Annotated in this window: 27 protein-coding genes; 16 read left to right on the top strand and 11 right to left on the bottom strand. The window is 71.1% G+C overall.

Going from position 1 to position 26,141, the window contains the following annotated elements:
- Positions 1-16: 16 nt before the first annotated feature.
- Positions 17-1,474, top strand: a complete 1,458-nt coding sequence (locus BLW00_RS23725) for a histidine kinase (RefSeq protein WP_092548750.1) — start codon at positions 17-19, stop codon at positions 1,472-1,474.
- Positions 1,471-2,166, top strand: coding sequence for a response regulator transcription factor (locus BLW00_RS02630; protein WP_092548754.1), 696 nt, complete (start codon positions 1,471-1,473; stop codon positions 2,164-2,166). Before BLW00_RS23725 ends, BLW00_RS02630 begins: the two co-directional genes overlap by 4 nt.
- Positions 2,167-2,227: 61 nt before the next feature.
- On the opposite strand, the gene BLW00_RS02635 is transcribed toward BLW00_RS02630, so the two are convergent.
- Positions 2,228-3,169: an NADP-dependent oxidoreductase gene (locus tag BLW00_RS02635; protein WP_217634269.1), complete on the bottom strand. Its 942-nt coding sequence runs from the start codon at positions 3,167-3,169 to the stop codon at positions 2,228-2,230.
- 145 nt (positions 3,170-3,314) lie between these two features.
- Here BLW00_RS02635 and BLW00_RS02640 point away from each other — a divergent pair, with 145 nt between their 5' ends.
- From BLW00_RS02640 to BLW00_RS02650, 3 genes are read left to right on the top strand one after another with little or no spacing between them, the layout of a single operon-like run.
- Complete coding sequence (locus BLW00_RS02640; protein WP_175494104.1) at positions 3,315-4,562, top strand: winged helix DNA-binding domain-containing protein; 1,248 nt, start codon at positions 3,315-3,317, stop codon at positions 4,560-4,562.
- The gene (locus BLW00_RS02645; RefSeq protein ID WP_092548760.1) at positions 4,559-5,449 is read left to right on the top strand and encodes a spermidine synthase; all 891 of its coding nucleotides are present in this window, start codon (positions 4,559-4,561) and stop codon (positions 5,447-5,449) included. Before BLW00_RS02640 ends, BLW00_RS02645 begins: the two co-directional genes overlap by 4 nt.
- Positions 5,450-5,487: 38 nt before the next feature.
- A complete protein-coding gene (locus BLW00_RS02650; protein WP_092548763.1) occupies positions 5,488-6,198 on the top strand; it encodes an SOS response-associated peptidase in 711 nt (236 codons plus the stop codon).
- 54 nt (positions 6,199-6,252) lie between these two features.
- On the opposite strand, the gene BLW00_RS02655 is transcribed toward BLW00_RS02650, so the two are convergent.
- The 3 genes from BLW00_RS02655 to BLW00_RS02665 all read right to left on the bottom strand — a co-directional run bounded on the left by BLW00_RS02655 (position 6,253) and on the right by BLW00_RS02665 (position 8,497).
- On the bottom strand, positions 6,253-7,110 hold the full coding sequence (locus tag BLW00_RS02655; RefSeq protein ID WP_092548766.1) for an SMP-30/gluconolactonase/LRE family protein: 858 nt from the start codon (positions 7,108-7,110) through the stop codon (positions 6,253-6,255).
- A 122-nt stretch (positions 7,111-7,232) separates the two neighbouring features.
- Entirely contained in the window at positions 7,233-8,045 is an 813-nt protein-coding gene (locus BLW00_RS02660) for a zeta toxin family protein (protein WP_092548769.1), read from the bottom strand.
- Positions 8,042-8,497: a winged helix-turn-helix transcriptional regulator gene (locus BLW00_RS02665; protein WP_092548772.1), complete on the bottom strand. Its 456-nt coding sequence runs from the start codon at positions 8,495-8,497 to the stop codon at positions 8,042-8,044. The genes BLW00_RS02660 and BLW00_RS02665 overlap by 4 nt, the downstream gene beginning before the upstream one ends.
- A 108-nt stretch (positions 8,498-8,605) precedes the next feature.
- On the opposite strand from BLW00_RS02665, the gene BLW00_RS02670 reads away from it, so the two are divergent.
- Positions 8,606-9,022, top strand: coding sequence for a cytochrome c oxidase subunit 4 (locus BLW00_RS02670; RefSeq protein ID WP_092548775.1), 417 nt, complete (start codon positions 8,606-8,608; stop codon positions 9,020-9,022).
- A gap of 49 nt (positions 9,023-9,071) precedes the next feature.
- Positions 9,072-10,085, top strand: a complete 1,014-nt coding sequence (locus BLW00_RS02675; protein WP_092548778.1) for a zinc-dependent alcohol dehydrogenase — start codon at positions 9,072-9,074, stop codon at positions 10,083-10,085.
- A 211-nt stretch (positions 10,086-10,296) separates the two neighbouring features.
- On the opposite strand, the gene BLW00_RS02680 is transcribed toward BLW00_RS02675, so the two are convergent.
- Together BLW00_RS02680 and BLW00_RS02685 are read right to left on the bottom strand one after the other, a co-directional pair.
- Positions 10,297-10,743, bottom strand: a complete 447-nt coding sequence (locus BLW00_RS02680; protein WP_092548781.1) for a DUF4190 domain-containing protein — start codon at positions 10,741-10,743, stop codon at positions 10,297-10,299.
- Between the two features lie 61 nt (positions 10,744-10,804).
- On the bottom strand, positions 10,805-11,911 hold the full coding sequence (locus BLW00_RS02685) for an ABC transporter permease (protein ID WP_139256591.1): 1,107 nt from the start codon (positions 11,909-11,911) through the stop codon (positions 10,805-10,807).
- 114 nt (positions 11,912-12,025) lie between these two features.
- Between BLW00_RS02685 and BLW00_RS02690 the strand changes: the two genes are divergently transcribed.
- The gene (locus BLW00_RS02690) at positions 12,026-12,859 is read left to right on the top strand and encodes a TspO/MBR family protein (RefSeq protein ID WP_092548787.1); all 834 of its coding nucleotides are present in this window, start codon (positions 12,026-12,028) and stop codon (positions 12,857-12,859) included.
- Between the two features lie 123 nt (positions 12,860-12,982).
- On the opposite strand, the gene BLW00_RS02695 is transcribed toward BLW00_RS02690, so the two are convergent.
- Positions 12,983-14,671 carry a sensor histidine kinase gene (locus BLW00_RS02695; protein ID WP_092548790.1) on the bottom strand — a complete coding sequence of 563 codons (1,689 nt, stop codon included), beginning with the start codon at positions 14,669-14,671 and terminating at the stop codon, positions 12,983-12,985.
- The gene (locus BLW00_RS02700) at positions 14,668-15,372 is read right to left on the bottom strand and encodes a response regulator transcription factor (protein ID WP_175494191.1); all 705 of its coding nucleotides are present in this window, start codon (positions 15,370-15,372) and stop codon (positions 14,668-14,670) included. The genes BLW00_RS02695 and BLW00_RS02700 overlap by 4 nt, the downstream gene beginning before the upstream one ends.
- Positions 15,373-15,557: 185 nt before the next feature.
- Here BLW00_RS02700 and BLW00_RS02705 point away from each other — a divergent pair, with 185 nt between their 5' ends.
- Positions 15,558-16,274 (top strand): GNAT family N-acetyltransferase, encoded by a 717-nt coding sequence (locus BLW00_RS02705; RefSeq protein WP_092548797.1) that lies wholly within the window; start codon positions 15,558-15,560, stop codon positions 16,272-16,274.
- A gap of 148 nt (positions 16,275-16,422) precedes the next feature.
- Complete coding sequence (gene phoA / locus BLW00_RS02710; RefSeq protein ID WP_092551870.1) at positions 16,423-18,321, top strand: alkaline phosphatase; 1,899 nt, start codon at positions 16,423-16,425, stop codon at positions 18,319-18,321.
- Between the two features lie 92 nt (positions 18,322-18,413).
- Here the strand turns inward: phoA and BLW00_RS02715 are convergent, their stop codons facing one another.
- On the bottom strand, positions 18,414-19,112 hold the full coding sequence (locus BLW00_RS02715) for an MBL fold metallo-hydrolase (protein WP_092548800.1): 699 nt from the start codon (positions 19,110-19,112) through the stop codon (positions 18,414-18,416).
- A 27-nt stretch (positions 19,113-19,139) separates the two neighbouring features.
- Between BLW00_RS02715 and BLW00_RS02720 the strand changes: the two genes are divergently transcribed.
- Positions 19,140-19,688, top strand: a complete 549-nt coding sequence (locus tag BLW00_RS02720) for a DUF1697 domain-containing protein (protein ID WP_092548803.1) — start codon at positions 19,140-19,142, stop codon at positions 19,686-19,688.
- A 259-nt stretch (positions 19,689-19,947) separates the two neighbouring features.
- On the opposite strand, the gene BLW00_RS02725 is transcribed toward BLW00_RS02720, so the two are convergent.
- A complete protein-coding gene (locus BLW00_RS02725; protein WP_092548806.1) occupies positions 19,948-20,499 on the bottom strand; it encodes a CGNR zinc finger domain-containing protein in 552 nt (183 codons plus the stop codon).
- A gap of 73 nt (positions 20,500-20,572) precedes the next feature.
- Between BLW00_RS02725 and BLW00_RS02730 the strand changes: the two genes are divergently transcribed.
- A complete protein-coding gene (locus tag BLW00_RS02730) occupies positions 20,573-21,643 on the top strand; it encodes an EamA family transporter (protein WP_092548808.1) in 1,071 nt (356 codons plus the stop codon).
- Between the two features lie 61 nt (positions 21,644-21,704).
- On the opposite strand, the gene BLW00_RS02735 is transcribed toward BLW00_RS02730, so the two are convergent.
- Complete coding sequence (locus BLW00_RS02735) at positions 21,705-22,118, bottom strand: RidA family protein (protein WP_092548811.1); 414 nt, start codon at positions 22,116-22,118, stop codon at positions 21,705-21,707.
- A 137-nt stretch (positions 22,119-22,255) separates the two neighbouring features.
- Here BLW00_RS02735 and BLW00_RS02740 point away from each other — a divergent pair, with 137 nt between their 5' ends.
- Genes BLW00_RS02740 through BLW00_RS02755 form a run of 4 tightly spaced genes read left to right on the top strand, consistent with a single transcriptional unit; the run spans position 22,256 to position 26,138 of the window.
- Positions 22,256-23,125, top strand: a complete 870-nt coding sequence (locus tag BLW00_RS02740; RefSeq protein ID WP_092548814.1) for a fumarylacetoacetate hydrolase family protein — start codon at positions 22,256-22,258, stop codon at positions 23,123-23,125.
- Complete coding sequence (locus BLW00_RS02745; RefSeq protein ID WP_092548817.1) at positions 23,122-23,571, top strand: cupin domain-containing protein; 450 nt, start codon at positions 23,122-23,124, stop codon at positions 23,569-23,571. Before BLW00_RS02740 ends, BLW00_RS02745 begins: the two co-directional genes overlap by 4 nt.
- On the top strand, positions 23,568-24,437 hold the full coding sequence (locus BLW00_RS02750) for an acyl-CoA thioesterase (RefSeq protein ID WP_092548820.1): 870 nt from the start codon (positions 23,568-23,570) through the stop codon (positions 24,435-24,437). Before BLW00_RS02745 ends, BLW00_RS02750 begins: the two co-directional genes overlap by 4 nt.
- A gap of 45 nt (positions 24,438-24,482) precedes the next feature.
- The gene (locus tag BLW00_RS02755; RefSeq protein WP_092548823.1) at positions 24,483-26,138 is read left to right on the top strand and encodes an AMP-binding protein; all 1,656 of its coding nucleotides are present in this window, start codon (positions 24,483-24,485) and stop codon (positions 26,136-26,138) included.
- The last annotated feature ends 3 nt before the right edge of the window (positions 26,139-26,141 follow it).

Here is a 26,141-nt window from a genome sequence, read left to right on the forward strand (position 1 = left end):
GCGGGATGATGGAACCGTGATCACCTCCCCCGACGGCGGCCGCACCTGGCTGAGCCGCGCGCTCACCCTGCTCGGGGTGGCGGTGGTGGCGTTCTTCGCCTGGCGCGACACGCTGCCGCAGGCCGACGCCTGGGTGGTGGTGCTCGTCGGGCTGGCCCTGGCCTGCTGGGTCGCGACCCTCTTCGTTCCGCGGCGGTTCACCACCGCGGGCACTGCCCTGCTCACCGTGATGGTGCTGAGCAGTGCGGTGGTGGTCGTGCCGAGCAACGGCGTGCTCGTCGTGACGGTGGCGGTCGGGCTGGTGCTCATGATGGCCGACCTCGGCAGGCCGCTCTGGCAGGCGATCGCTCTCGGTGTCGTGGCCGTGGTGATCGTGCCGATCTCCAGTCTCTCCTCGCCCATCACCCCGCTCGGCATCCTCTCGATCGAGGCGGGGATCGTCGTGGCCGTGCTCGCCGGGCTGAGCCGCCGGCAATTCCGTGCGGCGGAGGCGCAGGCCCGGCAGCTGCTCGAGGAGCGCGTCGCCGCGCGCGAGGAGATGGCCCGGGCGACGGTGCTCGCGTCGCGTCAACAGGTCGCTCGCGACATCCACGACGTGCTGGCGCACAGTCTGGGTGGCCTGGTGATCCAGCTCGACGCCGTCGACGCACTGCTCGAGGCGGGGCGAACAGACGATGCGGCCGGTCGCGTGCGCGACGCCCGGGAGCTCGCGGTGTCGGGGCTCACGGAGGCCCGGCGCGCGGTCGACGCACTGCGCGACGTGAGTGCTGCCGGCGCGGCGACGGGCGTGGCGGATGCCGCAGACGAGGAGACGGACTCAGACGCGGCCGGTGCGAGCCGTAGCAGCGCGGGTGGCGGCAGCCCATCTTCCGACGCGGCCCGCGAGTTGGTGCGCGAGCTCGGGGTGCTCGCCGATGCGCACCGCGCGCTCGGCGGCACGATCGATTTCACGGTGATCGACACCGAAGAGCCTCCCCCGTCGGCGTCGCCGTCGGCGCGGATGCTCGATGCCGACGCCGTGGTCGCGGTGCGCCGGGCATTCCAGGAGTCGCTGACCAACGCCCGCAAGCACGCGCCGGGCCGCCCGGTCACCGCGGAGCTCCGCTGGGCGGGCGACGGCTCTCTCGACCTGCGCGTGGAGAACCCGCTGGCCCTGTCCGCTCGGGCCACGGCTCCGTCCTCCGGCACCCTCGCCGCACCTGCCGCGCCCGCCGCACCGGCCGAAGCGAGCGGTTCGCCGGCAGCGTCCGTCACCTCGCCGGACGCGGTCGCGGGCGGGAGCGTGGCGGCGGCGCACGGGCATCGCGGGCACGGACTCGAGGGGATGGCCGAGCGCTTCGGCGCGGTGCGGGGCGGGAGCGTCGACGCCGGCGAGCACGACGGGCGCTTCGTCGTGCTCGCCCGGGTGGAGGCGGTCATGACCACGACCCGTCCCACCGCCGACACATCGCGCGGACAGGCGGGGGCGTCATGACGCCGCCACGGCTCGCGGGCGAGGGCGCACGCATCCGGGTGCTCGTGTGCGACGACCAGGCGATCGTGCGCGACGGGCTCGTGACCCTGCTCTCGCTGCTGCCTGACGTCGAGGTGGTGGGTGAGGCATCCGACGGCGCCGACGCGGTGCGCCGCGCCGCGGCGGAGCAGCCTGATGTCGTGCTGATGGATCTGCGGATGCCGGTGCTCGACGGCGCCGCAGCGACCGCCGCCATTCTCTCCGCCCGGCCCGGCACCGCCGTTCTCGTGCTCACCACCTACGCCGACGACGCCTCGATCGTCGGCGCCCTCCGCGCCGGCGCCCGCGGCTACCTCACGAAAGACGCCGGACGCGCCGAGCTCGCCGCCGCCATCCGCTCGGTCTCTCAGGGTCAGTCGACGTTCGCACCCGAGGTGGGTGCGCGGCTGATCGACACCCTCACCGGGCGAGCGGATGCGGATGCCGCGACCGCCGCCGATCGGTCCACCCCCGACGCCCTCCGCATCCGCTTCCCCTCCCTCACCCCGCGGGAGGCCGACGTGCTGGCGTTGGTGGGCGACGGACTCTCCAACACCGAGATCGCGGCACGGATGTTCGTGAGCGTGGCGACCGTCAAGACCCACATCAACGCCCTGTTCGCGAAGCTCGCGGTGCGCGACCGGGCCCAGGCGATCGCCCTCGTCCGCTCCTGACGGCCCACGGTGACCCCAGGTCCCGACACGGCGGCGCCTGCTCCCGGGAGGCCGGAGCGCCTCAGGGGCGCACGACGAGAACCGTCTTGCCCGCCTTGTGCAGCCGCGGCCCCTCCTCGAACGCGGCCCGGCCCTCGGACAGCAGGAACGTCGCGGCCACGATCGGCCGCAGACTCCCGTCGTCGACGAGCTCGGCGAGTCGTCGCAGCTCCGCCGGATCGGCGCCCACCACGAAGAACGTCGCCGTCACATCGCGCCCCTCCGTCAGCTCGGGCGGTGGCGGCGCCGTCAGCGTCACCAGCCGCCCACCGGGCTTCACGAGCTCGAACGCACGCGCCAGGGTGGGCCCGCCGACCGTGTCGATCACGACGTCGGCGGGTTGCAGCACGTTGTCGTCGGTGGCGTTCGCGTAGTCGATGACGAGGTCGGCGCCGAGGTCGAGCACCAGGCCGAGGTCGCTGCCCCGCGCGGTGGCGCTGACGCTGGCTCCCAGGATGCGGGCCAGCTGCACCACGTACACCCCCACTCCTCCGGAGGCGCCGCGCACCAGCACGTGCTCGCCCGGCTGCACCCGCGCGTGGTCGACGAGCGCCTGCCACGCCGTGAGGGCCGCGAGAGGGAGCGCCGCGCTCTCGACGTGATCGACCGAGTGCGGGCGGATCGCGGCATCCGCGACCTCCATCACGACGTACTCGGCGGCCGCGCCGTCGCGGTCGAAGCGGATGCGGCCGTAGACCTCGTCGCCCACCGCGAACTCCGTCACGCCCTCACCGAGTGCGGCCACCACCCCCGAGACCTCGTGCGACGGGATGATGGGCGTGCGGTCGGAGCCGTCGGCGTTCTGCCAGGTCTCGTCCCAGCTGAGCTCGGCGAACGTGATGGCGGCGGCGTGCACCTCGACGAGGATCTCCCCGGGGCCCGGAACCGGAACCGGCGCCGTCTCGAACACCAAGGTCTCGGGCCCGCCGCGCGTGTGCGATCGGAGCGCCTGCATGGTCGTCATCTCGTCCTCCCATCGGGACGGCGTGCGCCGGCGCACGCCTGCATCCACTCTGCTCGCCCGACGCCCCGCTGTCCACGTTCGATGTGGCTCGATCTCGGGGGGAGCGATCCCGGCCGGCGCCGCCGCGCGCAGGCATACTGGGCGCATGGCGAAATCGGCGGCGGGCGGCCGCGCAGCGACGCGGGAGCTGCTGCGGCAGCGGCTCGAGACGCAGTGGATCGCACCACCGGTTCGGCCGGCCGGTCAGGAGGGCGGCGGCCCGGGCATCGCCGAGGTCGCGCACCACCTGCTCGCCGTGCAGGCCCAGGACTTCGGGCAGGCCGTCTGGGCTCTCGGACTCCGCGCCCCCGGCAGCACCCGCACCGACGTCGCAGCCGCCCTCGACAGCGCGCAGGTGGTGCGCTCCTGGCCGATGCGCGGCACCCTGCACTTCAGCACGCCCGACGACCTGCGCTGGATGCTCTCCCTCACCGCGGCGAAGACCGTCACCGGGGTCGCCGCCCGGCACCGGCAGCTCGAACTCGACGACACGGTCTTCGCCCGGGCCCGACGCATCGCGCAGGCCGAGCTGCGCGGCGGGGGCTCCTTCTCGCGCGAGGAGTTCTTCGCCCTGCTCGAGGCCGACGGCATCTCCACCACGGGCCAGCGCGGCGTGCACATCATCTGGTGGCTCGCCCACGACGGGCTGCTCTGCTGGGGTCCGACCCGCGGCACCCAGCAGGCGCTCGTGCTGCTCGACGACTGGGCGCCCCCGACCCGCGATCCGCACCCCGACCGCGACACCTCCCTCGCCGAGTTCGTGTTGCGCTACGTCACGGGCCACGGCCCCGCCACCCTGAAGGACTTCTGCTGGTGGTCGAAGACGACCGTGATCGATGCGCAACGGGGCCTGGCGCTGGTTCGGGACCGACTGGTCGAGACCGATATCGACGGTGTGAGCTACTGGATGCGCGACCCGGCCGACGCCCCGCCGTCGCCGCCCCGAAGGGCATCCGTGGTTCACGCCCTCCCCGGTTTCGACGAATACCTGCTCGGCTACCAGGACCGCTCCCACGCCCTGCCGGCCGAGTTCGCCGCCCGCATCGTGCCGGGCAACAACGGCATGTTCCTGCCGATGATCGTGTCGCGCGGAACGATCGTAGGCACCTGGCGGCGCAGCGTCACGCCGAAGAAGGCCACCGTCTCCGCCGAGCCGTTCACGTCGCTGAGCCGCGCCGACCAGACGGGATTCGCACGCGAAGTCGCCCGCTACGGCCGGTTCCTCGGCGTGCCGGCGACCATCGCCGATGCCGACCCTGCAGCCGGGACCACCCCGACCGATGCGAACGTCGCCACGGCCGACCCGAACGTCACCTCGCCCCCTCCCGGCGGCGCGGCCGGAGCCCCCGCATGAGCCTCGCCACCACCGTGCTGCAGCCGAGCGGCTCGCTCGCCGAGATCGCGCCCGATCCCGTCGTACCCGGCTCCTTCGTGCTCTCGATCGGCAGCTCGGCGCAGTCGCACGTCTCGCTCGGCGACCCGGGCACGCTGTTCTACGACTACGTGCGGCGCATCGGCAACGCGATCGACCGCATCCGGATGCCGGGCGAACCCCTCACCGCGGTGCACCTCGGGGCCGGCGCGCTCACCCTGCCGCGGTACGTGCAGGTGACCCGACCCGAATCGGAGCAGCACGTGGTCGAGCTCGAGGAGAACCTCGTCGACTTCGTCACCGCCCACCTGCCGCTGCCGGCCGGCACCGAGCTCGCCGTGCATCCGGGAGACGCGGCCGAGCGGCTCGCCGACCTCGCGCCCTTTCTCGGCGGGCAGGCCGATCTCGTCGTCGCCGACCTCTACCAGGGCACCACCACACCGCCGCACCTGCGCACCACCGCGTTCTTCGAGCGCGCCGCCGACCTCCTGGTTCCCGACGGCGTGCTGGCCGTGAACGTGGCCGACGACGACGGGCTCCCGGCCCTGCGCGAACAGCTCGCCGCCCTGACGCCGGTGCTGCCGCACCTCCTCGTGATCGGCCCGGCCTCCGTGCTGCGGGATGCGCACACCGGCAACGCGGTGGTGCTCGCCTCGCGTTCGGCCGGTCTGCTCGCCTGGGCCGACGCCCTGCGGCTCGCCGGGCCGCATCCGGGTGCCGTGCTCTCGAGCACCGACGGCTCGCTCGACCGGCTGCTACGCGCCCTGCACGACGCCGAACCGGCGCGGGAAGAACGGAAGCGGGAGCGGGACGAGAGCGCGGGCGACCCCCACCCGCACCCCCGCCCCGCTGTCGGTGGCGGCGACTAGCGTAGAAGCAGACCCAGCGACCGGGAGGACGGTGCGGAATGTGCGGCCGATTCACGATGAGCGCCGAGACGGATGAACTCATCACCGAGTTCGTGGCCCGCGGCGGCAAGCTCGAAGACTGGCGGCCGTCGTACAACGTGGCGCCCACCGAGACCTCGCCGATCGTGCGCGAACGCCTGATCGACGGCGAGCTGGTGCGCGAGATCGACTCGGCCGCGTGGGGGCTGCGGCCCGCCTGGGCCAAGCAGGGTGGCCCGGCTCCGATCAACGCCCGGCTCGAGAGCGTGGCCACGAACGGGCTGTTCCGCAACGCCTTCGCGCAGCGGCGCTGCATCGTGCCGATGAACGGCTACTTCGAGTGGGAGGCCACGCCCACCGGCAAACAACCGCACTACATCCACGGGCCCGAGAGCATCCTGGCGGCCGCCGGGCTCTACGAGCTGAAGAAGGAGGCCGACGGCTGGGCGCTATCGTTCACCATCATCACCCGCGAGGCGGCAGACGCCTCGGGCGAAGTCCACGACCGCATGCCGGTGTTCCTCACCCCCGACACCTGGGACGAGTGGACCGAGCCCATCAAGGTCGAAGAACCCTCGGCGAAGGAGGGCCTCGTGGCCATGCTCGACCGTTCGTCGCTCGCCGTGGCCCGCACGATCACCACCTACCCCGTCTCGAAGCGCGTCAACAACGTGCGCGACACCTCGGTGGCGAAAGACGACCCGACCCTCATCGAGCCCATCGAGCTCTGAGGCCCAGTGAGCTCTGAGGCCTAGCGAGCACTGAGGCCTAGCGAGCACCGAGGCCTAGCCGCCGAACGCGCGCACCGGCAAGCCGCGCACCCCGGCCGGAGCGGCGAACACCGAACCCGCCAGCGGCTGCTCGCCGTCGGCCAGGTTCTCGCGCGAGGTCGTGATGTAGAGCGTGCTGAGCGCAGGGCCGCCGAAGGTGCACGAGGTGACGTTCGTGGCCGGCAGCTCCACCACATCCGCCAGCGCTCCGGATGCGTCGTAGTGGTGCACCGCCGCGCCACCGTAGAGCGCCACCCACACGCCGTCCTCGTCGTCGACCCAGAGCCCGTCGGGATCGCCGGCTCCTTCCGCCACGTGCACGAACGGCCGCCGGTCGCTCAGCACCCCGGCGGCGTAGTCGAACACGTCGATGCGTCGGGTGGGCGTGTCGACGTAGAACATCCGCGAGCCGTCGGCGGTGAAGCCGAGGCCGTTCGAGATCGTCGCCCCGTCGAACATCCGCTCGATCGATCGGTCGACACCGAACCGCCACAGGGTTCCGGCCCCCGGGATCATGTCGTACGACATCGAGCCGCAGAGCAGCCGCCCCTCGGGGTCGCATCCGCCCTCGTTGAAGCGAATGCCCGCACTCGCCGCCCACACGGGTTCGCTCGCCCACTCGCGCCCACCGTCGGCTCCCCACAGGGTGAACTCGCGCTCGGTCACCACCACGAAGCCGCCGCCCACCCGAGGGCGCACCATCGCGGCGATCGTCGACCCCGTGGGCATCCGGTCGACCGCCCCGTCGGCGCCGAGCGACAGCACGTCGCCGCGGAACATGTCGACCCATTTCAGGCCGCCCCAGGCCTCCGACCACACCGCCCCTTCGGCGTGGAAGGCGATCGGATCGGTGACCTGCTCAGCGCTGACCATGCTCGCGTCTCCCCCGTGTGTCGTGCCGACGATGCGTGCCCATTATCGCGTGCCCCGCGCCTGCGCTCCGTCGCTCGCGCCGACCGGCCGAACGGGGGATCGCGAGATCGGCGTGGTCGACCTCACCGGCCGGCGTCGGCATCGACCAGGGTCACGACCCAGCCGTACTCCTCCGCGCGCCGGCGGAGCGCGTCGGCGTTCGCCGAGCAGCGCGAGACGGCCTCGCCCGACGGGTAGAGCTCCTCGATCACGAGCGGTGGCACGAAGCGCCCACCGAGGCCGGAGTGCCGCCGGCAGCGATCGGTCCACCATCGGTCGGTGGAGCGGCGCACCGCGGTCTGCGCCGGAACCTCCGCCCGCACCACGGCGAGGGCCTCGTAACCGTGCTCGTCGAGGTCGCCGAGCAGCGCCTCGAGGTGTTCGGTGCTGGCCAGCGTGCCCTGGATGACGACGCTCTCCTGGTGCTGCAGGCTGCGTTGGCGCATCCGGTTCGCTATCGCGGTCGACTCCGCGTGCACGAAGGCCGACAGTTCGCGCACCGACACGGGCCGCCCGTCGGAGAGCTCGTGCGACATCCACTGGTCGAGGCGGCCGCTGTCCCGCGACTCGACCAGCAGGGCGTCTTTGAACGCATCGGCATCGATGTGCCGATAGCCGGCGAACTCCGCGCGACCGGCGACGGCCGTCGTCTTTCCGGCTCCCGGCGGCCCCGCCGTGATCACCGCCGTGAGCGGGCCCACCTGGTCGGCTTGCATCTCGGTCAGTGCCGCATCGATGAGTTCGTCGTGAAAGCGCAGGCGCGCAGGTTCGTAGAGCTCGCCGTCGGTGGAGAAGAGCGTGCGAGTGGTGCGCCCGGACACCTCCGTCCACGGGTCGGTGAGCCCGGACGCCACGAGGTGTGCCGACAACTCCGCCGCAACGAGGTCGGCACTCACGAGTGGCCGGTCGCGACCGTCTTCACCTGGCCGCGCAGCTGGTCGTACTCCTTCTCTGTCAGCAGGCCGTCGAGGAATGCCTGCCCGAGCTGCGCCGCGTTGCCGGATGACGAGACCGCGCCGTCGTGGGCGGCATCGGCCGACGGCGGCGACGACGTCATGCGCATCGCGAGCAGCCGCTGCATCATCTGCTCGCTCGTGCAGTCGCCCACGGCGCGGTGCAGGATGATCTCGCGCGGCGACTCCTCGAACGACGCCAGCCGGCGCCGCTTGAGCCGCCGCGAGACTTCGGGCTGCGAGAGCCCGACGAGTTCGGCGATGGTGCGCTGCGACAAACCCTCGTCGTCGAGACGCAGGATGTCGCGGCGGAGGTGCAGGTCGGCGAGCTCTCGCTGACTGCGCGAGAGCAGCGCGCGCTGCACGGCGGGAAGGGCAAGCAGTTCCGGAGTCATCAGACACACCTCTGATACCAAAAGTATCACCCTCTTGTCACGGCGCGCGAGGAGGAGGACCCTAGGTGCCAGGAACAGACGGTGAGGTCTGAAAGGCGGTGAGTTCGCATGCGCGCCAATGCAGTGCTCTGGTGGATTCTGGCGGCATTCTTCGTGGTGGTCGACGTCGCGTACCTCGTGTGGAATCTCGTGTCCTACGGCGCCGTGGAGTGGTCGGGCACCGTGGCGCTGTCGCTGGCCACGATCGCCTCGGTCTTCCTGGCCTTCTATCTCACCCGCGCTCACTCCGCCGAGCACGGCGAACTGCCCGAGGACCGCCTCGACGGCGAGATCGACGAGGGCGACCCGGAGATGGGCTTCTACAGCCCCTGGAGCTGGTGGCCGATCATGCTCGCGTTCTCGGCGGGCCTGTTGATGCTCGGCCTCGCCGTGGGGTTCTGGATCTGCTTCATCGGCGCCGCGCTCCTCCTCGTCTCCGTGGTGGGCTGGGTCTTCGAGTACTACCGCGGATACTTCGCCCGCTGACGCGCGTCGGTCGGCTCCCACCGTGGTGCCGGATGTCTACAGTGAGTGCATGAAGGCCTTTCTCGTCACGTCCCCCGCCACCGGCGCCGTCTCCGACGTCGCACCACCCGAACCCGGCGCCGGGCAGGTCGTGGTGCAGATCGATCACGCGGGGATCTGCGGCACGGATGTCGGCCTGTTCCGCGGCGATCCCGACCGTCTCGCCCAGCTCGACCTGACCTTCCCGCTGCGCCTCGGCCACGAGTGGAACGGCCGGGTGATCGAGGCCGGCCAGGGCGTCGACGCCGCGTGGGTCGGCAAGAGGGTGACCGGTGACACGATGCTCGGCTGCGGGCATTGCGAGCGCTGTCTCTCCGGCCGCCACAACGTCTGCGCCGACCGGTTCGAGATCGGCGTGCGCGGTAATTGGCCGGGGGCGCTCGCCGAGCGGCTGCTGGTGCCGGTGACCGCGCTGTACGAACTGCCCGATGCCGTCACCGCACAGCTGGGGGCGATGGTGGAGCCGGGAGCGAACGCCTTGCGCAGCGTGCGCGCCGCGGGGGTGCAGGCCGGCTCGCGTGCGCTCGTGCTCGGCACGGGCACCATCGGGTTGCTCAGCGCGCTCTTCGCCCGGGCCGAGGGCGCCGAGGTGCACGTGCTCGGCCGCGACCCCGAGGCGCTCGAGCTGGCCCGCTCACTGGGCGTGGCCGGTGCGTGGACCCAGGACGAGCTGCCCTCGCTGGTCTGGGATGCGGTCATCGACGCCACGAACGCCGCAGCGATGCCTCGCTTCGCCGTGGATGTGGTCGAGCCGGGCGGTCGGGTGGCACTGGTCGGCATCTCGGGCGAACCGAGCCTCATCGACACGCGGGTCGTGGGCGGAAAAGACGTGACCGTTGTCGGCATCCTCGCCGGTTCGCCCGCCATCCAGGCCACCATCGACGCCTACGCGAGCGGCCGGGTCGATCCGCTCCCGCTCATCTCACGGGTGATCGCGCTCGACGAGGTGGCCGACGCGCTCAGTGGCGCCCGGCCCATGAAGTCGGCGGGGGCCCCGAAGGTGCTGGTCGACCTGGCGCGCTGAGCGCCCGGCCGTGCGCCTTCAGGGAGACGCGTGGATTTCGGGAGGAGGAGAAGCGAACCGAGGCCGTATACGGGGGTAGTCCGCTTCTCCTCCTCCCGAAACGACGTCCAAGGCCTGGCGGACTGACCGGGGGGAGATCGCCGTGACCGAAGCACCTCCGCCCCCCTGAGCTGCTGCCCCCGCACCCGCACCCGGGCGCCGATGGCGACTGTCAGGGCAGGCGCGACACGGTCCAGGCGATGAAGAGCGCCGGCACGGTGATTCCTACGATCAGGCCGAAGACACCGATGCCGATGCCGGTGGTGGCCTGACGACGGCCTGAATCGAAGCGACCGGCGAAGTGCGGCTGCTCTGAGCGGTGCAGGCCGATGATTCCGAGCACGATGGCCGCGATGCTCACGAGCAGCAGCGGGTTGAACACCACCGAGACGATCGCGCAGATGCGCGCCCAGCGGGCGACCTCGTTGCGCGGCGCCGACTGCGCGCGGGCCGGACGCGCTGCGGGCGGCGTGTGCCCACCCGCCGCGGCGGGCGTGTCCGGGCCGCTCGCGGTGACCGCGGAACCCAGCACATTCGCGGATGCCGGCGCGATCGGCATCCCCGGCGGCGCCCACTCGGTGCTCCCGCCCGCATCCGCGGCGTCTGTTCGCGTGTCCATGCCTCTCCCTCTGCGCCCCCGCGCGGCTTCCACCGTACCGCTCCGCGGCTCCGAGCCACCGCTACGACGTCGGAGCCGCAGTCGCAGTCGCGGCGGGCTCGGGCTTCGGGTCGGGCGCCGGGGCCGGGATACGCCCGGGGCCGTACTTGAGCGAACGCGCGATCACGAAGGCGCCTGTCGCCCCGAGCAGCCACGCGCCCAGCACCAGGTACGGCTCCGCATGCGGAAAATCGGGGAAGTAGGTGAGGTCGCGCAACGCGCGCACGGTCGCGCCCGTAGGCATCCAGCGCCCCATGAACTCGTAGAACGGCGGCAGCAGCTGTGGCGCCACCGCCCCGCCCGACGACGGGTTGCTGATGAGGATGAAGAGCGCCCAGGTGGGCACGAGCGCCCACCTCCCGCCGATCACCACGCGCCAGAAGCTGTACACCGCCCCCGCGATGAACACCGAGCACGAGAGCACGGCCCAGACGGGCACGATCGGAAAGCTCTCGAAGCCGAAGATCGGCCCGGTGGTGAGGGTGATGACGAGGCCGACGAGGATGGCACGCCCTGCGTCCCAGATCAGCTCGCCGGCCAGCGTGAGCCCCGCGGCGTTCACCCGGGTCTGGATGGCGCCGACGAAGCCGATGATCGTGGCCGCGAGCGCGAGGTTGAACAGTACGAGTCCACTCGGGTCGCTGGAGCTCAGCGGATGCAGGTCGGTGACCGTGATGCTCACGCCCGCCTTCTGGCCGAGCTCGGTGGCGTCGGCGTCGATGAGCTTCGCGATCGACGCGCCCGAGGCACTCGAGATGAAGAGCTCGGCGCTCGTGCCGCTGCCGGTGACGAGAGCGGCGTAGATCTCCTGCTGGTCGATGGCTTCCTTCGCCGCGGCCACCGAGGAATAAGAGGAGACGACGAAGGAGGTGCCTTCGAGGTTCTCCAGGCCCTGGTCGAACTGCGCTGCAGTCACGGTGTCGGAGACGATGCCGATCGGCACGTCGTGCGGCTGCGGATTGCTCATCGCGAGGCTGTACGAGGTCACGAACAGTGCCGCGAAGAGCGAGACCAGCAGAGAGACGATGAGGGCGGGCTTGTTGGGCCCGGTCACGGCGCGCTTCGCGGCACCGAGGCTCCGCTGAACCGGGGTGGAGTCAGGGGCAGCCGGGGAATCTGACGACGACATGCTCTCACGCTAGCGGCAAGCGTCCGGGCCGGCATCCACTCCGATCCGAGCGGCGCGACAGCCATATAGCTAAGCTGTTTAGCGAATCGATCCGCGCACGTCGAGGAGAGAACGATGACCAGCAGCGCCACAGCGACCGTCCCGCTCCCGGCCGACCGCGTTCGCCAGGTGGTGGTGGCCGCGAGCGCCGTCGTCGCCGTGATCGGGTCGTTCGTCGGCTCGGGTGCGGCCGGGGGCACGCCGATCCAGGATGCCGCGGGCGGAGCCCTGAGCGCCGACGCCACCCTCATCGCTCCCGCCGGCCCGGCCTTCTCGATCTGGAGCGTGATCTACGCCGGCCTCCTCGCCTACGCGGTCTGGCAGTTCCTCCCCCGGCAGACCGCGAGCGCGCGCCAGCGCCGCCTCGGCTACCCGATCGCGCTGACGCTGCTGCTGAACGCCGCCTGGATCGTGAGCGTGCAGGCGGGCCTGCTCGCCGCGAGCGCCGTGGTGATCGTCGTGCTGCTGGCGGCCCTCCTCGTGACGTTCGTGCTCGTGGTGCGCACCCGGCGGAGCGGACAGCCGTGGGTGGAGTCGGTGGTGGTCGACGGCACCGTGGGCCTCTACCTCGGTTGGGTCTGCGTGGCGACCGCCGCGAACCTCACGGCAGGCCTGATGGTCGCCGGTTTCGACGGCTTCGGCTGGTCTCCGGATGCCTGGGGTGTCGCGATCGTGATCGTCGCCGGCCTCGCGGGGCTGGCTCTCGCCGTCTTCGGGGCCGGCCGGCTGGCACCGGCCGCAGCCCTGGCGTGGGGCCTCGTGTGGGTGGCCGTCTCGCGCATCTCGGGGGAGCTCGTGTCGCCGCTGGTCGCATCCGTCGCTCTCGTCACGGCGATCGCGGTGGTGCTGGTGACGGTGATGATCCGCACGGCCCACGCGACGCGGACCAGGGCGTCCGCGAGCCGGTAGACGTCGCGTCGGAGAGGCGCATCCGGCCGGAGACGTTTGTTTCGGGAGGAGGAAACGCGAACCAAGGCCGTATTCGGGGGTGGTTCGCGTTTCCTCCTCCCGAAATAACGCGGCGGTCGCGGATCAGACGTGCGTCGGCTCGGAGGGAGTGACCGCGGCTTCGCCCGGCGCCGCGCTCCCGCGGGCGGGGGTCGGAGACGGGGCGGAGGCGGACGGCGCCGCGCGGGCGAGGCGCACCGTGAAGGTGGTGCCGGCCGGAGTCGAGGCGACGTCGATCGACCCCGCGTGGGCCTCGACGATCGATGCCACGATCGCGAGCCCCAGGCCCGTGCTGCCCGCCCGGCGGGAGCGCGAGGAGTCTCCGCGGGCGAAGCGCTCGAAGAGCTCCGGCACGAGTTCGGACGCGATTCCGGGACCGTCGTCGGTCACCTGCAGCTCCACCACGACGACTTCAGAGGAGGCGGAGGGTGAGGCGGCGGGAGCCGCCGCAGCGCCCGAATCCGCGGCGCCGCCGGCCGGCACGAAGGCCACCCGCGCCGACACCGCCGTGCCCTCCGGCGTGTGCACGGCCGCGTTCGAGAGCAGGTTCAGTACGAGCTGATGCATCCGTTCCCGGTCGGCGTGCACGAGAGCCGGCGCGTCCGGAACGTCGACCGTCCAGCGGTGGCCCGGCGCCGACGCCTTGGCATCGCTCACCGCGTTCACCACGATCTCGCCGAGATCGACCTCGTCGACGTGCAGGTCCTGCCCCTCGTCGAGCCGCGCGAGCAGCAGCAGGTCGCTCACCAGGGAGTTCATGCGCTGCGCCTCCGACTCGATGCGCGCCAGGGCGTACTCCGTCATCTCGGGCAGCTCCGCACTCTGCTGCCGGGTGAGTTCGGCATAGCCCTGGATCGCGGCGAGCGGGGTGCGCAGTTCGTGACTGGCGTCGGTGACGAAGCGGCGCATCCGCTTGTCGGTCGCGGCACGCACCGCGAGCGCGTCGTCGACGTGCGCGAGGAGGTGGTTGAGCGCCTCGCCCACCTGCCCCACCTCGGTGCGCGGATCGGTGTCCGACTGCTGCACCCGCGTGGTGATCGCGACCTCGCCACGGTCCAGCGGCATCGCGGCCACGTCGGCTGCAGTGGCGGCCACCCGTTCGAGCGGGCGGAGGGCGAGCCTCACGATCACGATCACGCCGAATCCGATGATGATGATCGCCGCGAGGGCGAGCACGAGCATCGTCACCGTCTGCTGTGCCGAGGAGGCGTCGGCCGCCGCCATCGAGACCCCGGTCACGAGCAGGGCGCCCCGGCTGTCGGTCTCAGTGGCGATGCGATAGCTGCCGAGACCGTCGAGGGCGATCGTCTCGCGGGTGCCGGTGGCGAGCCCCTCCGCTTCGAGCTGCTCGACGACGGCGGGCGGCAGGGCGCTCGCGTCGCCGTCGGTGAAGCGCGCGGAGTCGACCACGGTGCCGTCGTCGATCAGGGCGACCACCGAGCCAGGTCCGCTGCCCGTGTACTCGGTGAACGGCTTCTCGGGATGGGCATCAATCTGCTTGAGGCCGTCGGCACTGTGGAAGTTGCCGTAGCGGTACTTCTCCACCGAGAACGCGAACGACGACATCGATCCGGTCAGCTGCGTGTCGACGACGCGCGTCACCGTGGCGTTCAGGATGAGGATGCTCGCGATGCCGATCGCCACGAGCACCCCTGCGACGACGGCACTGACACCCACCACGAGCCGCGAGCGCAGCGTCCAGGGGCGCCGCGCTCGTCCGGACCGGGCGCCGGCGGCGCCGCGCCCACCGGAACCCGTCTCGACGGGTGTCATTCGGCGGGCCTCAGCACGTAGCCGACACCGCGCACGGTGTGGATCATCGAGGGCCGGCCCGCGTCGATCTTCTTGCGCAGGTACGACACGTAGAGATCGACGATCGACGCCTTGCCGGCGAAGTCGTAGTTCCACACCCGGTCGAGGATCTGCGCCCGCGAGAGCACCCGGCGCGGGTTGCGCATCAGATAGCGCAGCAGTTCGAACTCGGTGGTGGTGAGCTGGATGGCGTCTCCGCCGCGGTTGACCTCGTAGCTCGTCTCGTCGAGCAGCAGGTCGCCCACCACGATCCGCGAATCCTCGTCGGAGCTCGTGGTGATCGAACGGCGCAGGAGGCCCCGCAGCCGCGCCACGAGCTCCTCGAGGCTGAACGGCTTCGTCATGTAGTCGTCGCCGCCCGCGGTGAGACCGACGATGCGGTCGTCGACCGAGTCGCGCGCGGTGAGGAAGAGCGTGGGCGAGCTCTGCTCCACCTCGCGCAGCTGCCGGAGCAGACGGATGCCGTCGGTGTCGGGCAGCATGATGTCGAGCACCACGACATCCGGCCGCTCGTCGCGGTACTTCTGCAGGGCGGTGGCTCCGTCGTGGGCGATGTCGACCACCCAGCCTTCGTAGGCGAGCGCGAGGCTGACCAAGCTGGTGAGCACCACCTCGTCGTCGACGAGGAGCACACGGATGGCCGATCCGTCGGCCCGGTACATGCGCGGCAGCTTCGCCAGAACCGCGCGCCGGCGCCCCGACGTGACGAGTTCGTCGGAGATCGGAGAGTCGGCCACGGTTCCATGGTCGCCCGCGCCCGCGCGGAACTCCACGGATCGATGCAGATTCATAGAGACCTCAAATGTTCCCACACGCCTCACCTGAGCGGCGCGCGTACGGTCGCCGCATGACTCACCCGAGAGCCCTCGACCATCCGGCCCGGTGGGCGCCCTCGCATCACGAGCTCGCGGCTTCCGACTCCGGTTCCGGTCGGTCGCCTGCTCTGCTGCGACGCGCGCGCGATCGTCTGGCCTCGGCGGGCATCCGTCGCCCCCGTCTGCTGCGCGGCGAACGCACCGAGACCCCGTTCGACGCCCCGAGCATCCGCACCGACCACCTGCTGCTGCGTCCCCACCGCATGCCGGATGCCGCCGACTGGTTCGCCCTGCAGTCCGAGCCCGCGGTGCGCGAGTTCCTGCCCTGGCCCGACCGCGACGCCCGCGGCTCGGCCCGGCACCTGCGCGACCGCACCCGGCACACGCGGCTCTGGCAGAACGACGACTTCCTGGCCTTGGCCGTGGAGAAGGACGGCCGGCTGATCGGCGACGTCTCCCTGCACCTGCGCACCGTGGCGGCGGCGTCACGTTCGGTCGAGATCGGGTGGGTGCTGCATCCGGAGTTCGGCGGGCACGGTTACGCGACCGAGGCGACCGCGGCTCTGCTCGCGTTCGCCGACGACGTGGTCGGCGCGCGCTGGGCGATCGCGGTGACGGATGCGCGCAACGCCGCCTCCCTCGCGCTGGCCCGGCGGCTCGGTTTCGTGGAGGTGCGCTCCGACGGCACCGACATCGTGCTCATGCGCCCGCGCGGCACCCGCTCCGCGACGGACCTTCGAGCCCCTTGACTCCACCACCCCCGCCCGGGGGTCACGGAGTCGACACGAGTGGTACACCCCCGCGTCGCCGGATGTTCAGCCGGAGGCCGCCACGGCTGGATGTGCTGGAACGACGGCGTCCGGGGTGGGCGCCTTCTCGACTCAGACGGAGCACACGATGGCGTTCAGCACACACACTCGCGGGGGGCGGCGGCGCACGCTGATCCTCGCCTCGGCGGCCCTTCTCACGGCAGCGAGCATCGGCGTCCCGGCGGCGGCGTTCGCCGACGTCAGCGACAACGGCGGAGCGACCCGCAACGACGGCGACAAGTCAGCCGCGTTGAAGGCCTCGATCGTCGACGGTCCGGCCAAGAACGTGATCCTGCTGATCGGCGACGGCATGGGCGACTCGGAGATCACGGTCGCGCGCAACTACGAATACGGTGCGGCCGGCGAGCTGCCCGGCATCGACGCCCTGCCGCTGACCGGCCAGTACACCACCTACTCGGTCTACCGTGACGGCGAGAACAAGGGCAAGCCCGACTACGTGCCCGACTCCGCGGCAACCGGCTCGGCCTGGTCGACCGGCACGAAGACCTTCGACAACGCGATCTCGGTCGACGTCGACGGCAACCCGCAGGACACCCTGATCGAGATCGCGAAGGCGAACGGCCTGAAGACCGGCAACGTGTCGACCGCCGAGATCCAGGATGCGACGCCCGCCGTCGAGGTCGCTCACGTGAACGCCCGTAGCTGCTACGGGCCCGACAGCACCTCCTGCGGAACCGACGCCCTCGCGGCCGGCGGCCTCGGCTCGATCAGCGAACAGCTGCTCGACACCCGAGCCGACGTGACGCTCGGCGGAGGGTCGAAGACCTTCGAGCAGACCGCGAAGGCCGGCCAGTGGAACGGCGAGACGCTGTTCCAGCAGGCCGACGACCGCGGCTACCAGGTGGTCGGCGACGTCGCGGGCCTGGCGGGAGTCACGGAGGCGAACCAGTCGCAGCCGCTCCTCGGCCTCTTCACCCCGGGCAACTTCCCCACCCGCTACGCCGCGAGCGAGGCGACCGTGGGAGGCGCCGACGGCGCACCCATCACCTGCCAGCCGAACCCCGGTCGCCTCGACACGGGGCTCTCGCTGAAGTCGCTCACCACGAAGGCGATCGACCTGCTCGACACCGACGACAACGGCGACAAGGGCTTCTTCCTGCAGGTGGAGGGCGCCTCGATCGACAAACAGGACCACGCCGCCAACGCCTGCGGCCAGATCGGCGAGACCATCGACCTCGACGAGGCCGTCCAGGCCGCCCTCGAGTTCGCGAAGACCGACGGCAACACGCTCGTCATCGTGACCGCCGACCACGCGCACACCAGCCAGATCGTCGACTCGACGCCGCCCGCGACCCTGAGCACCGCGCTCACCACGCACGACGGCACCGTCATGAAGGTGGCCTACGGCACCGCGGCGGCCGGCGGATCGCAGCAGCACACCGGCTCGCAGCTCCGCATCGCCGCCTACGGCCCGGGCGGGGCGCAGGTGGTGGGCCTCACCGACCAGAGCGACAACTTCTTCACCATGGCCGAGGCGCTCGAACTGAACCGCAACACGGCTTCGCTCAGCTCCGGCGCCAGCGCGACCCTCTCGTCGACCACGGTGGAGCCCGGCGCCGAGGTGACCGTGTCGGCATCCGGATTCCAGGGCGACCGGCAGCTCGGTGCAGTCGTCGCCTCGACGCCCACCGACCTCGGTTCGCAGGACGTGATCGACGGTGCCGCCTCTTACACCTTCACCGCGCCGGCCGACCCGGGTGAGCACTCGGTCACGCTGACCGGGCGGCAGAGCGCCAAGGTGGTCGTGGTGGAGTTCACCGTGGCCGCAGCCGGCACGCCGACGACCACGCCGACCACGCCGGGCGGCGCGGGAGCGGGTGGGACCGGATCGGGCGGCTCGGGCTCGGCAGCGGCGGGAGTGCTCGGCAACACGGGCGCCGCCGTCACCCCGTTCATCGTGCTCGGCGGCCTCCTGCTCGCGGCCGGCGTGGTGCTGGTGCTCCAGCGCCGCCGCCGTCACGCGTAGAGCCGTCGTTCATCGAATCGCCAGATTCTGCCGCTTTCCTCAACCGGATTCCGACAGAATCTGTCGATTCGGCGATTCCCGACGCGGGGCGGCTACGGGGCGAGGGCGCGGATGACGCGGGCCGGCGGGTTGTGGCCGGCGCAGACCCACTCGACGTCGGTCGCCGCGATCCGCTCGTTCAACACGGCCTCACTCGCCATCGCGAGCGTCTTGTCTGCGATCAAGGGTCCCATCGAGAACTGGCGCAGCGCGCCGTCTTTCGAGACGCTCACCGCGTCGCCCACGAACAGCACCGGGCCCCACTGCAGCGCCACGTGACCGGGCGTGTGGCCCGGCGTCGGGATGACGGTGAGGCCGGGGAAGACCTCGCTCTCGTGGTGCGGTTCGCCCGCGGGCGCCGTCAACTCGCGCACTCCTGCGGGGTTCTTCACCCGTGACAACGCGCTCATGAAGCGGCGCGCGCCCGACGGCGCCTCCTTCTCGCCACTCAGGATCTCGGCATCCGCGGCGCCGATCCACACCGGCACGTCGAGTTCGCGCTGCAGGCGGGCGGCGGCACCCGAGTGGTCGGGGTCGTAGTGGGTGAGCACGATGTCGGTGATGGGCCCGGTCTGCGACTCCGAGTCGCGTAGTTCGCGGAGGAGCTTCGCGAAGCCGGATGCGAGCCCCGGGTCGATCACCGCGGCCCGGCCCTCGCCCACCACCACGTAGCCGTTGGCTCCTCGCGAGTGGTCGAGCTGGAAGCAACGATCGGTGATGCGGCGCACGGTTCCCCCTTGTGTCGTCTTCATTGAAGCACGCTCGCGTAGCGTTGCCCCATGACTCGCTTCGCAGCCCTCCTCCGCGGCGTGAACGTCGGCGGCATCACCATCACGAGCGCCGACCTCGCCGAACTGTTCCGCTCACTCGGATTCGACGGCGTGAAGACCGTGCTCGCCTCGGGCAACGTGCTCTTCGACACGGATGCGCCCGGAGGCTCGCCCGCCGATGTCGCGGCCCTGAAGACCACGATCGAGGCGGGTCTGCGCAAGCGCTTCGGCTACGAGGCGTGGATCGTGCTGATCGAGCACGCCGACCTCGCCGGCATCGTCGACGGCTTCCCCTACGACGAGGTCGACGACATGCAGCCCTACGTGGTGTTCTCGTCGGATCCCGCGGTCACGGCCGAGCTCGGAGAGTTCATTAAGTCGCTCGACCCGTCGGCAAATCCTCCCGAGCGAGCGCAGCGAAGCGACAACCGAATCGTCTACTGGGAGGTGCCCAAGGGCCACAGCCTCGACACGGCGCTGGCGAAGTTTCTGGCGAAGCCGAAGTTCAAGGCCGCCACCACCACAAGAAACCTCCGCACCCTCCGCAAGCTGCTCTGACCTGACCCCCTCCTCTCCACCTCCCGAATCATCGCGCACGAGATCGCAGGCCACGGGCCGCGCTCGACGACCCAGGGTGAGCGCGAGGCCGCGAAGCGACCTCACGCGAACATGTCGCCTCGCGCCGCAGCAGCGGCGGCGCGAGCAAAAAGGGCCCGCCCAGCCGAAGGCCGGGCGAGCCCGGAAACGCGGCGAAGCGGAACCCAAGAATTGAAGCGGAACCCACGATTCGAAGAGGCGCGCGAAGAAGGGGCCGCAACTATGCGCCGCGCCTCTTCCGGTAGGCGATCACGTTCATGCGGTTGCCGCAGTTGCCGACGTCGCAGTAGCGCTTCGAGCGGTTGCGCGAGAGGTCGACGAGCACGGCGGCGCAGTCGGAGGCCTCGCACTCCCGCAGGCGGTCGAACTCGTCGGTGCGGATGACGTCGATGAACGCCATGGCGACCTCCACGCGCATCCGGGTGGCCAACGGGGCGTCGGATTCGGTGGCGTGCAGGTGCCAGTCCCAGTCGCCGTGCCGCACGAGCTGGGGCAGGGCGTTCGAGTCGCGCAGGATGTCGTTGACGAGCCCCACCGCGGTGTCGCGATCGACCTCCCAGAAGCGCCGGAACTCGGCCCGCAGGGCGCGTACGTCCTGGAGCTCGGCGTCATCCCGGTCGCGGCGGCCCGAATACTCGTGCTCCTCGAGCAACTGTTCGAGGGCCGCCACGTCGGTGAGCTCGTCGTCGCGGGAGTTCGACGCGCCCTCGCCGGTGTTCACGAGGGCGGCCGCGAACGCGAGCGTCGCCTCGGTGTCATAGGCAAAGAGCACGTTGACTCCTGACAACTCGGATCGATAGTGTCACTAGCGTAACCGCATTGACTCCTGACACGAAGGATGCCCGATGAGCTCCGCCGCCGCACGCGCGCCCCGCGCCCTCCGTGGAGCCGGGGCGCCCGGGGCCTCGCACCGCGCATCCGGTCTCGTCTTCGCCATCGCCGCCGCGGCCGCGTTCGGCACCAGCGGCCCCTTCGTGAAGCCCCTGCTCGACGCGGGCTGGTCGCCCGTGGCAGCGGTCGCCGTGCGGGCCGGCGCCGGAGGTCTCGTGCTGCTGATTCCCGCTCTGCTGGCCTTGCGCGGGCGGTTCCGGCTGCTCGCCGCCTCCTGGAAGCTCGTGCTCGCCTACGGCTTCATCGCCGTGATCGGTGCGCAGGTCTTCTACTTCGCCGCGATCGGCCGGATGCCGGTGGGCATCGCGTTGCTCATCGAGTACTCGGCGCCGATCCTGCTGGTGCTGCTCGCGTGGGCGCGCACGCGCATCCCGCCCGCCCTGCTGACGATCATCGGCGCGGTGCTCAGCATCGCCGGCCTCGCGCTCGTGATCAACCCCTCGGGCGCCGGCTCCCTCGACGTGCTGGGCGTGGTGTTCGCCCTGGCGGCCGCCGTGTGCCTGGCCGGCTACTACCTGATCTCGGCGATGCCGTCGAACGGGCTGCCGCCGGTGACGCTCGTGAGCGTCGGGCTGCTCGTCGGCGCCGCCGGACTCGGCCTGGTGGGGGCGACCGGGCTGCTGCCGTTCACGATGTCGTTCGCCGACGTCGTGCTGCCGGTGGTGGGCGAGGTGTCCTGGCTGGTGCCGATGGGTGTCGTGGTGCTGGTGGCGACCGCGTTCGCCTATCTCGCAGGGATCCTCGGCACGGTGCGACTCGGCTCGCGGGTGGCGTCGTTCGTCGGACTCGTCGAAGTGCTGTTCGCGGTGCTGCTGTCGTGGCTGCTCCTCGGCGAGGTGCCGACGCTGCTGCAGGGCGTGGGTGGGGCGTTGATCGTGGCGGGCGTCGTGTTCGTGAAGCTGGAACGGGAGGCGCAGCGAGAGCCGGCCGGCAGCACGGCTGCGGCGGGCGACGCTCCGGCATCCCCGTTGCCGGAGCCGATCACCCCCGACCCGGGCGCGGTGGCGGTCGACCGCTCCCGCTGAGCAGGCTCGAGCCGAGCGGGTCGGTGCCGCGGGCGGCGCCCGCCATCCGCGGCGCCCGTCGTCACATGGCGGAGCCGTCGGCGCCGCCGATGTGGGCGACGCCCTGGATCTCGATCAGCGCTTCGGGCTGCCAGAGCCGCGTGACCCCGATGCCGGCCATCGCCGGATAGTCCGTGCCGGCCAGTTCGCGCCACTTCGCGCCGATCGCCTTGCCATGGCGCTGGTAGTCCTCGACGTCGGTGAGGTAGATCGTCACGTCGACCAGGTCGTCGGGAGCACCCCCGGCTGCGCGCAGCGTGGTCAGCAGGTTGGTGAACGCCCGCTCGAACTGCTCCACGATCCCGCCGGGAACGATCGCGCCCGACGCGTCCATCGCGGTCTGCCCACCGAGGTAGACCGTGGCGCCGGCGACGACGCCGTGCGCGAAGCCGATCGGTGTGGCGAGCTCGGGAGGGTTGACGATTCGACGTGACACAGCAGTCCTTTCTCCGGGCGGCGATGCCGCACATCCATCTTCCGATAGACCCACATATTTCGTTCTTGTGACGTTCGTTACGAGTATGGCATACTCATGCTCTGAGCACACTGGGCGGCGGAAGGCGGGGCGAGCGGATGCAGCTGGCAGCACTGAGAACGAGCCGCGGCGAGACCGTGGCGGCCGTTTCAGCGGGTGGCGGCTGGGCGGTCGTCGATGGCGCGACCGACATCTCCTCTCTCGTCTCCCGGGTGAATTGGCGGAGCGACGCCGACGCGGCCCTCGCATCCGGTCGTCGCATCACGGGAGCGGATGCGCTGTTCGCCAACCCCCTCCCGAATCCGGCCAAAGTCATCTGTTGCGGGCTGAACTACGCCGATCACATCGCCGAGACCGGCCGCGAGGTGCCCGAGTTCCCCACGCTCTTCGCGAAGTTCGCCGACACGCTGACCGGCCCGGATGCCGACATCACGGTGACGGATTCGACCGCCGTCGACTGGGAGGCCGAACTCGCCGTGGTGATCGGCTCCCCCCTCCGCCACGGCGATCGCGCGGCGGCGCAGGCCGCGATCCTCGGCTACACGATCGCGAACGACATCTCGATGCGGGACTGGCAGAGCCGCACCCTGCAGTGGTTCCAGGGCAAGGCCTTCGACGCCACCACCCCGGTGGGACCGGTGATCGTGACGGCCGACGAGTTCGACCCGGCCGACGGCGCCGAGATCACCTGTCACATCGGCGACGAACTGATGCAGCGCAGCGACACCGCGCGCCTCGTGTTCGACGCTCCGGCCCTGGTCTCGTACAGCTCCGGGTTCACCGCGCTCGCACCGGGCGACCTGGTGCTCACGGGAACCCCGGGCGGGGTCGGACTGGGCCGGAAGCCGCGACGCTACCTGGCCGACCAGGAGGTCGTGATCACCCGCATCGCGGGGATCGGAGAGCTCCGCAACCGGATCGTCCTGGGCGACCGGATCATCACGAACGAAGAGAGGCACGAATCATGACCGCTGACGACACCGCGGAGTTGCGCTGGGACAAAGTCCCGCAGGTCACCCGTTCCGGCGAGGAGGACACGCGCACGCTCTCCTCGGGAGACTGCATCCGCGTCACCGGGGTGGGGCCGCAGCACACCGAGGCCACGAAGATCTGGTTCGGCCAGGTCTCGAACAAGCCCGGCTACCGCTCGCTCCCCCACCACCACGGCGAAGCGGAGACAGGCGGTTACGTGCTGCGTGGCCGGGGCCGGATCTACTTCGGCGAGGACTACGCGCAGTGGCTCGACATGGCCGAGGGCGACTGGGTGTTCGTGCCCCCCTTCATGCCGCACGTCGAAGCCAACATGTCGGTCACCGACGAGTTGATCTGGTTGACCACGCGCACCCCCGACAACATCGTCGTCGATCTGCCCGAGGTCGACGACAGCGTGCTCGAGGGGTTCCGTCGCGTATGACCTCATCCGCGGAGGTCTTCCGCCGGGCCATCGCCCTCACCGAGGTGCCGGCCGTCGTGTTCGACCGTGCCTTCGAGGCCGAAGCGCAGTACGTTCCCTGGCCGAAGGCCTACGGCGGCGACATGGTGGCACAGTCCGTGGTCGCCGCGACCGCGACCGTCGCCGCCGACCGCGTGCTCCATTCGCTGCACAACTCCTTTCTGCGGCCCGTCGACGTCGGGGTCGCCGTTCGCTACGAGGTGGAACTGCTGCGCGACGGACGCGGATACTCCACCCGGCAGGTGCGCGGATTCCAGCACGAGAAGCCGGTGTTCCTCAGCACGGCGTCGTTCCAGGTGCCGGAGGCCGGCCCCACCCACGCCCCGGCCAGGCCCGAGGTCCCGGCCCCTGAATCGCTGCCGAGCTCGGCGGAGTACCTCGGGGATGCGCAGGATGACGCGTCGACCTACTGGGCGCACGGGCGCAGCTTCGACCACCGCCATGTTCCCGGCCCCCTCTACCGCCGGCTCGAGGGAGAGCACGCCCCACACCAAGCAGTGTGGGTGCGCGCCTTCGAGAGCCTGCCCGACGACCCGGCCCTGCACCGGGCCGCGATCGCCTACGTCTGCGACTACACCATCCTGGAGCCCTCGTTGCGGGTGCTGGGGCTGCACTGGTCGTCGCCGGGGCTGCGCACCGCGAGCCTCGACCATGCGATGTGGTTCCATCGCGATGCCCGCGCCGACGACTGGCTCCTCTACGTGCAGGAGTCCGGTGGCGTGCAGAGCGCCCGCGGCCTGAACTTCGGTCGTTTCTTCGACCGAGAGGGCGCCCTGGTCGCGTCCGTCGCCCAGGAGGGCATGATCCGCGCCCCCGAACCGGCCTGACCGATCCGAGCCCACCCGAACCCCGATCCCGAAAGGACGACGTCGATGAGCCTGACGCCCTCTGCCCACCTGGACACGTTCGCGCGGGACAACCTTCCCGCGCCCGAGAGCTGGCCGGTGATCGAACAGTCATTGCCCGAACTGCAGTACCCCGAGCGGTTGAACGCCGCGGCAGCGTTGCTCGACGAGACGGTCGAGCGCTTCGGGCCCGATCGGATCGCGCTGCGCTCCGACGACGGAGAGGTCTGGACCTACGGCCGCCTGCAACACCAGGCGAACAGCATCGCGCAGGTGCTCACCGAAGACTTCGGCATCGTTCCGGGCAATCGCGTGCTGCTGCGCATCCCCAACAACCCCTGGGCGGTGGCGGCCTGGTTCGCCGTGGTCAAGGCGGGGGCGGTCGTCGTCACGACGATGGTGGCCTGGCGCTCCGCGGAACTCGCGAAGATCACCGCGAAGACGAAGCCGGGGCTGGTGATCGTCGACCACCGCTTCACGGCCGAACTCGCCGATGCGATCGACGACGCCGTTCCGGTGGTGGTGCTCGGAGGTCCGGATGACGTACTGGTGCGCTCGGCCGCCGAGAAGTCCGGTGAGTTCACGACGGTGCAGACGGCCGCCGACGACGTCGCGATGCTCGGCCCCACCTCGGGAACCACCGGGGTGCCGAAGGTCACCATGCACTTCCACCGCGACATCCTGGCGATCGCCGACACCTTCGCCCGCCACGTGCTGAAGCTGCAGCCTGACGACGTCTGTGCCGGATCGCCGCCGCTGGCGTTCACCTTCGGACTCGGCGGCCTGGTGATCTTCCCCTTCCGTTTCGGCGCATCCTCGGTGCTGCTGGAGCGCGCCGGACCGGTCGCGCTGGCCGACGCGATCGACGACTTCGGCGTCAGCGTGCTCTACACCGCACCCACCGGCTACCGCGCCATCCTCAAAGAGGGCCGCGCCGACGCCCTCCGACGGCTGCGGATCGGCGTCTCCGCCGGCGAACACCTCCCCCGGGAGACCTTCGAGGCCGTGGAGGGCGCGAGCGGGCTGCGGCTGATCGACGGCATCGGCGCCACGGAGATGCTCCACGTGTTCATCTCGGCTGCGGGAGACGACATCCGCCCCGGCTCGACAGGCCGACCGGTGCCCGGATACCGCGCCACCATCCTCGACGACGAGGGCCGCGAGGCGCCGCGAGGCACCCTCGGCCGCCTCGCCGTCATCGGGCCGACCGGATGCCGCTACCTGGCCGACCCGCGGCAGGCCGACTATGTGCAGAACGGCTGGAACGTCACGGGCGACAGCTATCGGCAGGACGACGAGGGCTACTTCGTCTACGGCGGCCGGTCGGACAGCATGATCGTGGCGGCCGGGTACAACATCGGCGCCCCCGAGGTCGAGGGCGTCATCGACCTGCATCCGGATGTCGCCGAATCGGCGGTCGTCGGGCGCCCCGACCCGGAGAAGGGCGCCATCGTCAACGCCTTCGTCGTGCTGCGCCCCGGAATCGCCGCCGACGACGCCGCACGGGAGTCGATCCAGGCTCACGTGCGCGCGCGCCTTGCGCCCTACAAAGTGCCGCGACGCATCGACTTCGTCGACGCACTCCCTCGCAACCCCAGCGGAAAGCTCCAGCACTTCCTTCTCCGAGAACGGATCGCGGCAGAACTCGCCCCGGCCGGCTCCCCGACCCCCACGGAGGCATGACGC

This window comes from Herbiconiux ginsengi (assembly GCF_900107435.1).
Taxonomy (GTDB): Bacteria; Actinomycetota; Actinomycetes; order Actinomycetales; family Microbacteriaceae; genus Herbiconiux; species Herbiconiux ginsengi.